This window comes from Rubidibacter lacunae KORDI 51-2 (assembly GCF_000473895.1).
Taxonomy (GTDB): domain Bacteria; phylum Cyanobacteriota; class Cyanobacteriia; order Cyanobacteriales; family Rubidibacteraceae; genus Rubidibacter; species Rubidibacter lacunae.
Window position 1 is genome coordinate 58772 of the sequence record NZ_ASSJ01000001.1, and the last position, 13821, is coordinate 72592.

11 protein-coding genes are annotated in these 13821 nt (G+C 58.3%); 8 read left to right on the forward strand and 3 right to left on the reverse strand.

Going from position 1 to position 13821, the window contains the following annotated elements:
• Positions 1-11: 11 nt before the first annotated feature.
• Positions 12-470 carry a hypothetical protein gene (locus tag KR51_RS18565; protein WP_051357986.1) on the reverse strand — a complete coding sequence of 153 codons (459 nt, stop codon included), beginning with the start codon at positions 468-470 and terminating at the stop codon, positions 12-14.
• 161 nt (positions 471-631) lie between these two features.
• On the opposite strand from KR51_RS18565, the gene hisD reads away from it, so the two are divergent.
• The gene (hisD, locus tag KR51_RS00205; RefSeq protein ID WP_022603692.1) at positions 632-1924 is read left to right on the forward strand and encodes a histidinol dehydrogenase; all 1293 of its coding nucleotides are present in this window, start codon (positions 632-634) and stop codon (positions 1922-1924) included.
• Positions 1925-2142: 218 nt separating this feature from the next.
• Here the strand turns inward: hisD and KR51_RS00210 are convergent, their stop codons facing one another.
• Entirely contained in the window at positions 2143-3240 is a 1098-nt protein-coding gene (locus KR51_RS00210) for a class I SAM-dependent methyltransferase (RefSeq protein WP_022603693.1), read from the reverse strand.
• Positions 3241-3870: 630 nt separating this feature from the next.
• Between KR51_RS00210 and gorA the strand changes: the two genes are divergently transcribed.
• From gorA to KR51_RS00245, 7 genes are all read left to right on the forward strand, one after another.
• Positions 3871-5211: a glutathione-disulfide reductase gene (gorA, locus tag KR51_RS00220; RefSeq protein WP_022603695.1), complete on the forward strand. Its 1341-nt coding sequence runs from the start codon at positions 3871-3873 to the stop codon at positions 5209-5211.
• A gap of 890 nt (positions 5212-6101) precedes the next feature.
• On the forward strand, positions 6102-7643 hold the full coding sequence (locus tag KR51_RS00225; protein ID WP_022603696.1) for a SagB/ThcOx family dehydrogenase: 1542 nt from the start codon (positions 6102-6104) through the stop codon (positions 7641-7643).
• Positions 7644-8033: 390 nt separating this feature from the next.
• Positions 8034-8165: a hypothetical protein gene (locus KR51_RS20830; protein ID WP_022603697.1), complete on the forward strand. Its 132-nt coding sequence runs from the start codon at positions 8034-8036 to the stop codon at positions 8163-8165.
• A 378-nt stretch (positions 8166-8543) separates the two neighbouring features.
• Positions 8544-9953, forward strand: coding sequence for a MotA/TolQ/ExbB proton channel family protein (locus tag KR51_RS00230; RefSeq protein WP_022603698.1), 1410 nt, complete (start codon positions 8544-8546; stop codon positions 9951-9953).
• Positions 9954-9964: 11 nt separating this feature from the next.
• A complete protein-coding gene (locus tag KR51_RS00235) occupies positions 9965-10447 on the forward strand; it encodes a hypothetical protein (protein WP_022603699.1) in 483 nt (160 codons plus the stop codon).
• Positions 10448-10604: 157 nt separating this feature from the next.
• Positions 10605-11312: a hypothetical protein gene (locus KR51_RS00240; protein ID WP_022603700.1), complete on the forward strand. Its 708-nt coding sequence runs from the start codon at positions 10605-10607 to the stop codon at positions 11310-11312.
• Between the two features lie 185 nt (positions 11313-11497).
• On the forward strand, positions 11498-11758 hold the full coding sequence (locus KR51_RS00245; protein ID WP_022603701.1) for a DUF3146 family protein: 261 nt from the start codon (positions 11498-11500) through the stop codon (positions 11756-11758).
• A 117-nt stretch (positions 11759-11875) separates the two neighbouring features.
• Here the strand turns inward: KR51_RS00245 and KR51_RS00250 are convergent, their stop codons facing one another.
• Entirely contained in the window at positions 11876-13639 is a 1764-nt protein-coding gene (locus tag KR51_RS00250) for a polysaccharide deacetylase family protein (RefSeq protein WP_022603703.1), read from the reverse strand.
• Positions 13640-13821 lie beyond the last annotated feature (182 nt).

Here is a 13821-nt window from a genome sequence, read left to right on the forward strand (position 1 = left end):
CAGCAGCAACGCTAGCTCTCTTCGCGCTCGACAACTTCACTGCCGGCAATCGCGAAGCCCCAAGCTGGATGCTTGTCTGCCAGATGCCGAGCGGCATCGACTTCGCCCAGCCGACACAGCTCGACCAGTTGCCGATAGCCGGATTCGCGATCGCTGCAACGGCCGAGACGGCGATCGCCGATCGGTCGGGCAAATGCATCGATGTTCCCGAGTTTCTTCATGGCGGTTGCCGGTGCTTGCGCGTGACGTGCGAGGAGCAGGCGATCGCGTCCTGTCCTAGCTCGCACATTATCTCGCAAGCTGAGGTGACGCTGGTGGAACGCCCGGCACCTCAAATCGAGAGACTCCCATGCGGTCGTGGATTGTCGGGCGCGATCGCGCGCTGACATGCGGTAGGCAACGACGGCGATCGCGCGGCCGCCACCGAGCCAAGCGCTAAACTTAAACCAGCCGCATCCGAGCACTGCCAAGGCCTAAGGTGCCGGGCATTCGAGCCGGGGTGACACTTCCGCTGACCTCCGACAGCGATTGTGCGACTAGACCGCTTGCAAAACTTCCGATTGGCTTTACGGCGCTTCAAGAGGCGTTGTAGGCGGTCTGCTTGTAGTAGCGAGGAGGGGTGTCGAGCTGCATGCTGCGAATCATCACTAATGTTGCCGAGGCTCGGATGGAGCTGCGGCGTATCGGCAACCGCATTCGCGACATTCAAATTGCCGACCGGGAAGCGGCCGTGCGCGAGCTGTTCGGTCGAGTTCGGCGTATCGGCGATCGCGCGATCTTTGAAGCCGGCGCCCGCGAACCGCTCCGCACGACTGGCTCGGAACTGGATGCAGCGTATCAACAGCTTTCCAAAGAAGCTATCGACGCCCTGCGCGCAGCCTATCGCGAGGTCGAGGCCTTTCACCGCCAGCAACTGCTGCACCCCTGGGTGCAGTTCGGCGCGGGCGGACGCGTCTGGGGTCGGCGCTACCAGCCAGTGGATTGCGCGGGGATTTATGTGGACGGCGGTCAGTCCGCTGGCGCAGCAACGACGATCGCCCTGGCAGTGCCAGCTCGAATAGCGGGCGTGGCGCGCGCGGTTTTAGTTGCAGCCCCGGAAGCCGACGGGCGCGTGCACCCAGCCGTCCTGGTGGCAGCGCAGGAAGCAGGCATTACCGAGATCTATCGCGTGCGGGGAGCTGCCGCGATCGCAGCGCTAACGTACGGTACCGAGACGATTCCTGCCGCCAATGCAATCGCGGGGGTCGGCGATGTGGATGTGGCGCTGGCGAAACAGCTGGCCTACGGCACGACGGGCGTTGACGGGCTGCAGGGACTGACGGAGTTGGCAATCGTGGCTGATGACAGTGCCGACCCAGCAATAGTGGCCGCAGATATGCTGGCCGAAGCCGAACGGGATTCGATGGCAGCTGCCGTGTTGCTGACAGCAGACATCGATTTTGCCCGGGGTGTTCAAAAGGCTGTAGAGCAATTGCTGCCAGCACACCCGCGCCGGACGCTCGCTGAAAAGGCGATCGCCCATTACGGATCGATTGCGGTAGTCGGGTCGATGGCTGAGGCGATCGCGCTAGCAAACGAGTTTGCGCCTGAGCGTCTAGCACTTGCAGTGCGGGATCCGTGGGCGCTGCTGGAGTCGGTGCGCCATGCAGGGACGATTTTCCTCGGGCAAGAAACTCCTTTGGCGGCGGGCGATTACCTGGCTGGCTGCGATCGCGCCTTGCCGGCGTCGGGGGGAGCGCGCTACGCATCTGGTGTGGGCGTAGAGACATTCTTGAAGGCATCTAGATTAGTGCAGTACCCTGCTGCTGCGCTGGAAGGCGGGATAGCGACCCTGGCAACGCTTGCCGATTTGGAAGGACGCTACGCCCAAGTCAAGGCTTTATCCCTACGCCAGCAACTGGATGATAAGAGCGCGTTCGGCTGAGATGCCTTTGGAACTGTAGAGAACAGCTTAAGAGGTACGGCGATCGCGGGCATAGGACCTGCCTTGCCAAGCGCTAGTTGCTGGCTGCGCGATCGTCAGAAATCGCCTGCTGGCAAGACGCGGCTTCAAAACGCAACTGTTGCTTTAAGCCCCCCGACTGCACCACCATCGCGTCACGCGGGGCAGTTTGCGAACGTCACTGCAGGGAGGCTCGCCTCCTAAAACGGCTTGCGCGCGACCCAGTACTTACTCGCGAGGTAGTTGTAGACAGATTCCACCTCGAAACCAGCACTCCGCAGGCGATCTTCTAGATTGTCGGTGATGTAGTGCTTGTAGTAGGGCTCGTGGAACGTAGCCGGAAAGTTTTTCATAAGCGGCAGCATCTCCGGCGAGTCAATCGCCTGAACCGAGTCGCAAATAACAAACGTCCCGCCCGGCTGTAACACGCGATAAATCTCGTTGATGACATTCTGGCGCGCGTCGCCCGGCAGCTCGTGAAACGAAAACACGCAGGTGATGCCGTGGAAATAGCTGTCGGCATAGGGCAACTGTTCGGCATTCGCTTGCAGCAACTGCGGCAGCTCGCCCGGCAGCTCAGACATCAGCGCATTTGCCTTGCGCAAGTAAGCAGGCGACAAATCCGTCCCGTACAACGAGGCTTGGGAAAGCGCTGCCCGCAACATGCGCAACGTCCGACCCGTCCCGCAGGCCACATCGAGCACGCGTACCAATGATTGAGGAACCGCTGCGAAGGCATACTCCAAACCCTGCTTCAGCGGAGCTAAAATGCGACGGCGCATGGCATCTGCCGAGCCGTTGAACAGTAATTCCACCTGTAGGTCGTAAAGCTCGGCTGAGGAGTCGCTAAGGTAGCCGTCAGTTTGGTTGTGGAATTTCTGCAGGTAATATTTCGGATAGCCTTCAGTGCTGACATCTGCAGGTACATCTTGATAGCGACGATTGCGAACGCATTCCCAGGTGTTCGGCAAGTCCAAGACTAATGCTGGGTAGAGCGTCAAGAAATCCAGCCAAGGGTTATCAAACAGCAGGCTTTTTGGGTAAACCCCGCACTCGGCGTCGTGCCAATCGGCGGACTGAAGCCGCTCTAAACGCTGTTGGAGGAAGGCAAAGGTCTCATCCGCAACTGCAACGGTGTCAGGCTTAGGCACGAAGCTGAATGTCTTTGCCAATCGCGTCGCTGTCGTTTTGTGTGCCAGGGCAAATGCCGCTTTGCTCTGCTGGAGTAGGTCGTATGCCGATTTCAGAAGTGGGTTGAGTGCTTGGGACAGTCGGTCGATGTTCGGCGTAGAAGTCATGGGCTATCGGTAAGCGAAGCAATAATGCGATTGCTTGCATCGCTTTATGTCAAGAATCTTTGAACAATCTTTTATTATATCAACCCAAGGAAGTGCTTAGTCAGATAGCAGATTGGGAACCTTTACCCCTCGGGATTGTTGGCCTCATCAGCGATCGACATTGTGAAAATTGGTATAACCAAGCCATTTATAGGAAGCTGGCGGCGTCTCCCGTAGGAGAACGTCCCGCCCGACAGTTGTTTTCAAGACCTCAAAAATCCCCACCCCCGAGGGATGTTCGGACAGAACTAAGCAATCGCACACCGCTCGGGGGAAAGCCTTTCCAAGGATCGGGATATTGGTTTGGCTTGTCGGACGGCTTGCATGCATTTTTTGAAGTTACGGCCGGATTGCTGAAGTCGTTGCGCAGAATCGCGATCGCGCCGGCGTGCTGGAACCGCAAAGTTGCAGGATATTGCAAGCAGACCGTTACCGCTTGCAGAACCCTTACTGCTCGCGGAGGACCTGACGGTATTTCTAGCAAGCTTGTTGTCAGTAAGGCTTCCTACCAACCGGATTTTTCAACAAGTATGAAATCGCAGTCTGCCAGCACGACCTAGACTTGGAGAAGATAAATCCAAGAGGCAACCCATGAGCTACGATTACGACCTATTCGTCATCGGCGGGGGCTCCGGTGGCATCGCTGCTGCGCGCCGGGCAGCTGGCTACGGAGCCAAAGTCGGCCTCGCCGAAGTCGATCGCCTTGGGGGCACCTGTGTCAATCGCGGCTGCATTCCCAAAAAGCTGATGGTCTATGCGTCGCATTTTCCCGACTTTTATGAAGATGCCACCGGCTACGGTTGGTCGCCGGTCAACAGTCAACTCGATTGGCCGCACCTCGTCTCGGCGATCGATAAGGAACTGCGCCGCCTCAACGACATCTACGTGACGAAACTGGCCGAAGTGGATATTCATCGGACTTACTCGCGGTTGTTAGATCCCCATACCGTCGAAGCGGGCGATCGCAAAGTCACGGCCGATAAAATCCTCATTGCTGTTGGCGGCAAACCCGTTCATCCCTCCATTCAAGGCATCGAGCACGCTGTTAGCTCCGACGCCATGTTTTCTTTGCCCGAACAGCCAAAGCGCATGCTCGCGATCGGCAGCGGCTACATTGCCTCAGAGTTTGCCTGCATTCTTCACCACCTCGGCACTGAAGTCACCCAGTTCACCAAACACGACCTCATCCTCAAGGGCTTCGATGACGATCTCCGCGAACACCTACAAAATTCAATGGGCGAACAGGGCATCCGGATCCTGCAGAAAAGTCAAGTCGGGTGGCCGGTGCAGATCGAACGCGTCGACAGCGGTTTAAAAGTATGCTTCGAGCAGGGCGACCCGATTGAAGTAGATCTGATCCTCAGTGCCGTCGGTCGCCGCCCGAACTTAGAGAAACTCGGACTTGAAAATGCCGATGTCGAAACCTCCAGCGGCGCGATCGCGGTGGACGAACATAGCCGCACGACGCAACCCAACATCTACGCGGTCGGAGACTGCACCAATCGCGTCAACCTCACGCCCGTTGCCATCCGCGAAGGTCGCGCCTTCGTCGATACAGAATACGGCAAGCAACCCTGGGTAATGAGCCACGAAAACGTGCCGTCCGCGATCTTCACGACGCCCGAAGCAGCTTCCGTCGGACTAGGTGAAGCGCAGGCTCGCGAGCGCTACGGCAACGAGGCGATCGACACCTACCGCGCCCGGTTTGCTGCCACTTATTACGCTTTGACTCCGCGCCGCCAGCGCTCGATGCTCAAGCTTGTAGTCGAGCGAGACAGCGATCGCGTCCTCGGCGTGCATATGGTCGGCGACCACGCGGCAGAGATTATTCAAGGCATGGCGATCGCGGTGAAGATGGGTGCCAAGAAAGCTGACTTCAATGCCACGGTCGGCATTCACCCATCTGTTGCCGAAGAGTTCGTGACAATGTAAGTGCGCTCAAGATTTAAGTGCGGACAAAGATTTTGCGATACTTTGCGCCGTTGCGCGATCGAAAAACAGTGCACTTACTATTCTTGGAAGCGCACTGTTTTTAACTGATTCAGAACTCAGAGATGCCGCCACAAAACTGACGGGCAAGCGGGGCAAGTCGTGGAGGTAAAGATACTTCAACTACAGTCTTGAAAGTTGTGATTTTGCCGCATAATAGATGATAATTTTAATCGATATAGACACCCTCACCATTCACCTTTAAGACCCGAAAATTTAGCTTGTCTTGCGATGATTTCACCTGAAGAGATTGCCCGCCCCGAGGTTCTAAGTCTTTGTGAAAATGCTCGTAAGCAACTGTTGAGTTAATATCCGGAAGCGTATTACCAAAAGGGTCGGAAGATGCGCCCCAACCGATTATTTGTGACCGGGTTCCATCTGTTGAATTGCATTATCATATCCGACAGTTTCCTGACCGGACCCAATCTCAACCTCGAGCGGATCTCGCCCCTACGACGAGTCAAAAACACCATCGTCTAGCGTTCCTTGGCAATGGGCTTTGTTCGTTTTCCCCAGGTGCTACACGGTTGACTCTTAAGTTCGTTGAGCGACCGGCTTGCGGGCACAAACATCCCCACCTTGCTATGTTCCGTGCAAGGGTTTTACGAGGAGTATTCCGAGCTTAATGCCCACCAAATATTTCCAACACCCACCCGTACGGTCTCCAGTGCTGTAAGTCCTCAGCAATGACCCCCCTGAAGAACGTCGTTAATGTTAATATTCCGCTGCCGTCGCCTAGATCCAACAACACTCCGGCGATCGCCGCACTCCAGGCGCAACGGGTTTACTGTTGTTAAATAGGAAAGAACGCTCACCACATCAGGCACGCGGTTATGTCCGAGATGCCAACGTCAATCGCGCAGCACTACCACGAGCGCACCAAGTACGACCCAGATACCCTCGCCGCCAAAAACCGAGCGCTTGACTGGGACAATCAGCCCGTACCGTTCAAAACCTACAAGATCGGCACCACCTACGACCTCAAGCCTTATCTCCACGACCCGCAGCCCGAAGCCGACCCGGATTGGCGTCGGTGGCAGAGGTTGTCGCTGTTTTTACGCTGCAGTTACGGCATCACGGCCAAAGTCTCACCTCCGGGCAGCGATCCGATGTATTTGCGAGCGTCGCCTTCAGCTGGTGGGTTGTACCCCGCGGAACTTTATTTGATCGTGCGCGGCATGGCTTTCATGCCTCCCGGGCTTTACAACTATCAATGCCTCACGCACAAGCTAGTCCATTTCTGGGAAGATTCGGTCTGGTCCGAGCTGCAAGCTGCGTGCTTCTGGCATCCGGTGCTTGAAAATACTCAGCTTGCCTTGGTAACGACGGCGGTGTTTTTCCGGTCGGCCTGGCGCTATGAAGATCGCGCGTACCGGCGCATTTTCCTAGATACTGGCCATCTGCTCGGCAACCTCGAACTGATCGGTTCGCTGACCGATTTGCGCCCGCATCTGATTGGCGGCTTCAACGACGATACAGCCAACGCGTTGCTTTATCTGGACGCCGATCGCGAGGGCGTCACGGCGATCGCGGCCCTGGCCGACCAACTCGAAATCGACCAAAATCTCACGCCAAGACGGCTTACGGTCCTACCGTCGGGAACGACGACGTACTTCCCGAGCCTTCCCGATGGCGAATTGCTGCACTATTTACACCAACAAACTCGCATCAAAACCGAACCCTCTGGCGAGATGCTGCGGCGGCAACCCGAATCCATCCAGGAAGACAAATACAACTTTCCATTCTGCTTGAAGGTACCGGTCACCAGCCCTGGCATTGATTGGGAGTCGGACCTCAGCGGACTGCCGACAACAATGCTGCGGCGGCGATCGACGCGCGCCTACACCGGCTCTAATTTGAGCCTCGAAGAGTTAAATGCGCTGCTTCACTTCACCTACCAGCCGCAAGCTTACGCCGATGACGGTCTCGACCCGATGCCGGACTATTTCGACCTGAATTTAATTTCCACGTTTGTTGCCGTATCGGGCGTCAGCGATCTGGAGGCAGGCTGCTACTACTTCGCGCCCATGGCTCAAGAGTTGCGGCAGATTCGCTTCAAGAATTTCCGACGTGAGTTGCACTACCTTTGTCTCGGCCAGGAACTCGGACGCGATGCAGCAGCCATCGTTTTCCATACTGCCGACCTGCGGCAGGCGATTCAGCGCTACGGCGATCGCGTCTATCGGTACTTACATGCCGATGCCGGACATCTCGGGCAGCGGTTGAACTTGGCAGCCATCCATTTGGGACTGGGCGCGAGCGGAATTGCGGGCTTTTTTGACGACCTCGTCAATGACGTCCTCGGTATTCCCGAAGACGAAGCCGTTCTCTATATAACAACCCTCGGGCAACCGCGCGTCCAGCCGTCGGTTTGAAGCAACTGCTCGATCGCATTCGGCGATTGCCCGCCCGCGATGCACGCCAATCCGACAAGATTTCCCCTGGTGAATGATTCCTGTCGCAATCCGGGTGGACTGTTACTGGGAAAACTGAATGCGAGCGATCGCTCGGCAACCTTATTCCACCAGCGTTACCTGAGAAGGATTCCTCTGGATACACGCTGACGCGATGTGAATGCCGGGTGACAGCTTTCACCCCATCTAGTAGAGGTAATTTAACGTCACGGCTGGAGCTTTTTCCGGTCGAAGGCAGTCTTAATCCATGTCTTGGCGAAGCAACATCTGCTCGCGTAGCGCAATTACATGCGATGCCTCTTTTCAACGATTGGCTGACCCCAGTCCCTACCCAGCAAGGAGCTTGACACCATGTTCGACTTACTCATCATTGCCGGATTCGCCCTTACCCCCGTTATTATTCAGCATTACATGACAAACCGTCTGACGATCGTCGATTCAGATAGGCTCCGCGAAGCACAGCCTGAATCGTTTGGCGACTGAGCGATTCGTTCGAGCAAAGGGCGCGCCTGGGTTTCGTCGGTTTTGTACTTCTTCATACACGCGAACGATCGTTGGCACCTCGCCGCGCTATCGGAGGCGCGATCGCCTGCTCGTTCGCAATTAGCTCTCAGGTTGCAGCCGACGCTGATAGTCGGGCAACGTTATTTCTAGCGTCCTAGCGCTCCTCCCGCCAAGTGTTTGTCTGCCGAAAGCATCGGTGCGTCCGAAAGTTGCGCCTCATCGAGCCGGGAAAACAGCTGCCAGCCCTTCTCGGGCAAGAGAGTCGAGTCCTCGCGATCGCCGCGGGCAGAGCAGCGGTGCAGATCGGCTTAAATGAGAAAGACCAACTTACCCTGCCTGCAGCCGAGGAACCGCACTATGCTTCAGCAACCTTCCCGGCAAGACGCCCAGCGGCAAGAGCTGGACGTGCCGATTCCAATTCCACTCGGGATCGGACTGGCGCTGACGTTGCTCACCGTTGTCATCGTTCCCGAGCGGAGCTATCTCGGCGAGTTGTTGTTCGAACGGGGCTTCACTCAATACGTTGTTATCTATTTTGCGTGGGTTGTCGCGGCCTTCACCGGTCTTAAAGCCTACAAGCTCGCGATCGAACAGCAAGTTGCGAACCGTGCTTGGGTCCCGGGCTCGTCGTACCTGAAACCCGCCACCGGGCCCCAGGTGGCACAGCTTTACGAGAACTTGGCGCGATCGCCTCACTTGGCACCTGCACGCTACCGTCGCGCGTTGGGGACCTACATCCAAACAGGCAGCGCCCGGCAAGCAACCGAGCAAGCGGCCGACGATTCATCGTTCTATCAATCAGCATCGGGAGCGTCCTACGCCTTTCCACGCATCCTAGTGTGGGCGATTCCGTTGCTCGGGTTTATCGGCACGGTGGTTGGCATCAGCGGGGCGGTGGCCGGGTTTTCTGGGTTTCTGGATGCCGCCGCCGATGTGGATAGCCTGCGCGAGGGCATTGGCAATGTAACAACGGGCTTGGCTGTGGCATTCGATACCACGCTGCTGGCATTGCTGCTTAGCGTGCTGGTGATGGTGCCGCTCTCGCTGGTGGAACGTCTAGAAGCCCGCTTACTGCTAAATCTAGATATTTACATCAGCGATCGCCTGTTATCCAAGCTCGACGAGCCGACCGAAGAGCGCGTCAGCGATGTCATCCGCGACGCTGTGGCCGGCTCGATCCAAGCGCACATGCCCGCACCAGAGGCGTTGCTTCAGCCCGCACGCGACTACGCCGAACGCGCCGCCAGCGAACTCGCCCAAAACTTCATCGCCGAAGTCGGTCCGGTGCGCGAGGTGGCCGGACAATTGCTCGCACGCTTGCAAACCGAAAGCGAGTGCACCTTCGAGCGTCACCAATCCCTCGCCGAGGCGATCGCCCGCCAGCACGACGTGCAGCAAACTGCTGTAACTGCTGCAATCGACGAACTTCGCACCGCCACTGCCATGCTGCTCGGCGAGCTGCAAGCGAGCAACGCCGATGCAACCGCTCGCTTGCAGGACCGCGCGGCCGAACTCGCCCAACATCTGGAAGCGGCGGCGGCTGCCCTCGACCAACGCGTTGCCAGCATCGAGCGCCTGGCCGCTCAAACTGCCGAGCTCGCCCAACTGCACGCCAGCGTCGAGGGGGCGATCCGCGATCTCCAAACCGGTAACAAACTGCAAGCAACCTTCGACGGCGTCAGCGATCGCCTCGCGCAACTCAAGCCCGTCTTGGAGCAGTTGCGCCAGCCGCGCCGCATCATCCTGATGGAAAATAACGACGAGTAGACGAGTAAGCCATGCGCCGCCCCTCTACCCCGCTCGCGCGCCCGCAACTGGAACTGTTTCCCTTCCTGTCTGTTCTGGCTTGCACCATTGGCAGTTTGATTTTGCTGATTGTCGTCATTGCCGCTCAAATGCTCGATAGCGATCGCGAGGTAGCGATCGTGGCACGGCTCGAAGCGGGACGCACCCAGCAAAAAGTACCGCGCTACATCGAAATCCGCGGCGATGGTGTTGTTATCCATCCCGGTGAAGTCTTCGTGTCGGTCCTCAATCTTGATGACGCTAAATCGCCCTTAGTACAGTTACTCGACGAGATCGAACAGCGACGCGATTCGGAGTATCTGATCGCCGCCGTGCGCCCCAGCGGCGTTTCCCTATTCGACGCCGTCCGCACGCTCATCGAGCGGCGCGAGATCGACCTGGGCTTCGAGCCTATTGATGAGACCTGGCAATTGCGCGTTGAAGCAGGAGCCGAAGCGTTACCGAATTCGCCCTGAACGGATTTCTCTCGAAGCGCGTTTGCTTCGAAACCCTGCGTAACTCGGCTACCACCGGACACAACTGCCGCCGGTCACAAATGCCGCCAAATTTGTGCGACCGCCTCAACGCTCGCCTCGGCTTGCTTTCCATACACCTCTACTCCTCGACCGAGCTATGCACCGCCGCCGTCCCATCCGCTTTACTGCTCCCGAGCAGAACCTGGATTCTTTCCTCGATATCCTCACCAATACGGTCGGCGTATTGATGTTCATCGGCCTGTTCGTCAGCCTCGTGGCCGTGGAAACTGGCACGATCGTCCGGACACCCTTGGTCGCTCCCAGCCGCAAGCAAGCTCATTTCCTCGAAGCCAACGGCAACGAAGTTTTCAACTTGACCGCCAGCATGAATTCCGTAGACGTGCAGGTTGATGGATATGCTTACGAGCTACCGGATTGTCCCGAGCCCTTGCCCCCGAGGTCCAAAACCTACAACGCTTGGGACCGCTACCTAGATCGAGTGGGGGACTACCAGCGCTGCCTCGAGGCGCGCTCGCAGCAGCTGAAGAACTTCCGTACCACCACTGATGATTACCGCGTGCGCCTTTCCGGAACGGGCGCAATCGAATTCGAACTGGTCGCCAATGCCGATGGCGAGTCGTCCGGCGACCTGGCACGCCCAGGTTCGGAGTTCCGCCAATTACTCGCCAGTCTCAACCCGCGAGGCGATTATCTGGCGTTTGTCGTGCGGCCGGATAGTTTCGAGGTGTTTCGCAAAGCACGGCAGATCGCTCAAGCCGAGGGCTTTGAGGTCGGGTGGGAACCATTTCCGTCGGAGCGATCGCTCGCGTTCGGGTCGTCGGGTCGCAGTATCGGCGTGCAGTAGCACGCGCCAATTCGTCCACTGCGGATGCTAGCGGCCGGGCGATCGCTCTCGCGTCCGCCCAAAGCGGTCGCGCCAAGGGACTAGGTTTGCTAATGTGGGTGCTTAATTGCTTCACAATGTCGCTCGTCGCGATCGCCCAGCGATCTGCCGCGAAGAGCATATCAGTCTGCTCCCCTGCCGTCCCGATGAGCAAACGCCTCCCCGAAACCGTTGCCCACGTTCGCATCACGCAACAATCCTGGCAACAGGGTTGCATCGAGGGCGAAGTCCGCGCGGCATCCTATCAATGGCAATTCCAATGGCGCTTCCGGCAAAGCCAGCTGGTCGTCGAGCCGTCCCTAGGTCGCGCGTTGATCCTCGAACCACTGGGTCGCTTTCTAGAGCGCAGCGACTACCAACTCGAACCCGGCGGCGACTACCAGTTCAAGGTCCGTGCCGAGCTTTAGCCGGCGGACAAGCAGCTCGTTCGCATCCAGCCAAGTCCGGGGCGCCCCAGCAATCCCCCACGCGGACACCATCGGGTTCTGCTTCGGAGCGCGATCGCCCTGTCAAGTTGACCCGATCTACTCCAACAGCATCGGCCAGCCGTCCGCGGGATCGTCGACTCCAGTTATGTCCGATGGCGTAACCTCGGGCGGGAATAGCGCGACGACATGCGGGACCGGACGCGGCGTGTATTCCACCTGTGATGCACCTTCGTAAACCAGCGACGTGCTCGCCCCCGAATCCAGCATGACAGCATCGCGGAAGTCCAACTCGTGAAGCGCTTGCCCCAACGTCACTGAGTCGGTCCGCGAAGTCGTGACGCCGATGACCGGCTGTCCGGTGCGATCGATGCCCCAAAAGGCCCGGAAACGTATGGCATCGAAGCCATACAGATCGCGGAACGTGGCGCGCGACTGTGGTGAGCCATCTCGAACCAGCCAGGCGGCCGCGACAAAGGCGTCGGTGACGGTCGGCAGCGCGTCGCTCAATCCGGTCCGCGTATTGTGAGCGTCCGGGTCGAACGGGACGAACGCCACGCGATCGCTGCCGATCAGCACCAGCGGGCGATCGCGCAGCAGGGGATTTTCGCCCGGATTTCCGGGAACGAACTCCTCCCAGTTCTGGCTCTCGGCACTGAGGACCGGCCCGATCATCGTGTTGGCTTTCAGGTCCCGTAACGAGAAAAAGCCGCCGTCAACCGCCGCGATCGCGTCCGTCCCCGCCAAAATCTCCGCGACCTGATAGCGACTATCGGCGTGAATCGTCGTCGGCCGGCCGCCGCGAATCAACCGCACGCGAACGCCATTAGCTTCTCGATCCTGTTTGCGAATCGGAGTGGTGAAATTAGCGGCACCATCTCTCCGTGCCAGGGGAAACCCGCCCCAGGCGGACTCGATGACTTCTTCGATGCGCGACTGACCGAAGCGCGCGATCTGGAGCAAGTCGTCCGATGTGCCCGCATAGTCTTCGTTGTAATCGTCCATCGACAAGGCAGCCACGTATCCGGCTTCGGCGACGAGTTCCCGCACGCGCTCGTCAGACTTACCAACTGGATAGGTAAAGTAGTCGATTTCGATGCCCAGCCGCTCTTCGAGGATTTGCTTTGAGACAAAAACCTCCTCGCGTAACTCGGCGTCCGGCAGCGGGCGCAGGTCGTTCGGGTGTGAAATGCTGTGGGAGGCGATCGTGACGAGCGGGTCGGCAGCGAGTTCGGCAAGTTGCTCCCAGGTGACGCTGCTACGTCCGGTGGTTTGGTCCATCTTGTTGACGTAGATGGACAATACCGCTGGGTATTCGAAGCGCTGTAGCAGCGGATAAACGTACTCGTAGTGTCCGCCGTAGCCGTCGTCGAAGGTCAACAGCACGGGCTTCGGCGGCAGCGGCACGCCCGTTCGCAAATGCTTCACCACGGCATCGATGCTAACGGGCCGGACGCCCTCAGCGCTTAACAACTCGAAGTGCGCTTCCAGCTCTTCCGGCGTGACATCGAAGAAAACTTCCTTCTCCGGCAAAATGTCGTGATACATCAAAATCGGCACTTTCGCCAACCGCGCGCGATCGCCGATCTCCGGCCAAGGTGCAGGCGCAGGGATTTCCTCGAAGCGCATAACGACGAGTTCGGTTAGCGGCTCCAAGCTCGGAACTAGCGTCGGCAACGACGTCGTCGGGCGCGCCAATTGCCAGAGGTAACTCGGACCGGGCGATGCGAGGAACGCGCCGAGTCCAGTTGAGGCGATCGCGATCGCGCTGCCGAGGAGCCAAAACGGCAGCGGCTTTCGCTGCGGTCGAGCATAGCGCGATCGGGCATATAGCGGGCGGTGCTTTTTGTCGGGCGTCAGCATAGATCCGCAACGTGAAACCGCAGCATCGAGGCGCGATGGCGGGCGATCGCGGACGACCTGCGAGCGACTGTTAAGAAAAGCCTAGACTGTCTTGACAAGCCCGGCAACACCCGAGACGCCCGAAATGTAGCTGCGTTCCCCAGACGTGCTGCACGAACTCTCTCTCAAAATTTAATTTAACC

What these genes read in the sequence shown, in the direction of transcription:
- hisD (WP_022603692.1), top strand. Translation starts at nt 632, where the DNA reads ATGCTGCGAATCATCACTAATGTTGCCGAGGCTCGGATGGAGCTGCGG.
- KR51_RS00210 (WP_022603693.1), bottom strand. Translation starts at nt 3,240, where the DNA reads ATGACTTCTACGCCGAACATCGACCGACTGTCCCAAGCACTCAACCCA.
- gorA (WP_022603695.1), top strand. Translation starts at nt 3,871, where the DNA reads ATGAGCTACGATTACGACCTATTCGTCATCGGCGGGGGCTCCGGTGGC.
- KR51_RS00225 (WP_022603696.1), top strand. Translation starts at nt 6,102, where the DNA reads ATGTCCGAGATGCCAACGTCAATCGCGCAGCACTACCACGAGCGCACC.
- KR51_RS20830 (WP_022603697.1), top strand. Translation starts at nt 8,034, where the DNA reads ATGTTCGACTTACTCATCATTGCCGGATTCGCCCTTACCCCCGTTATT.
- KR51_RS00230 (WP_022603698.1), top strand. Translation starts at nt 8,544, where the DNA reads ATGCTTCAGCAACCTTCCCGGCAAGACGCCCAGCGGCAAGAGCTGGAC.
- KR51_RS00235 (WP_022603699.1), top strand. Translation starts at nt 9,965, where the DNA reads ATGCGCCGCCCCTCTACCCCGCTCGCGCGCCCGCAACTGGAACTGTTT.
- KR51_RS00240 (WP_022603700.1), top strand. Translation starts at nt 10,605, where the DNA reads ATGCACCGCCGCCGTCCCATCCGCTTTACTGCTCCCGAGCAGAACCTG.
- KR51_RS00245 (WP_022603701.1), top strand. Translation starts at nt 11,498, where the DNA reads ATGAGCAAACGCCTCCCCGAAACCGTTGCCCACGTTCGCATCACGCAA.
- KR51_RS00250 (WP_022603703.1), bottom strand. Translation starts at nt 13,639, where the DNA reads ATGCTGACGCCCGACAAAAAGCACCGCCCGCTATATGCCCGATCGCGC.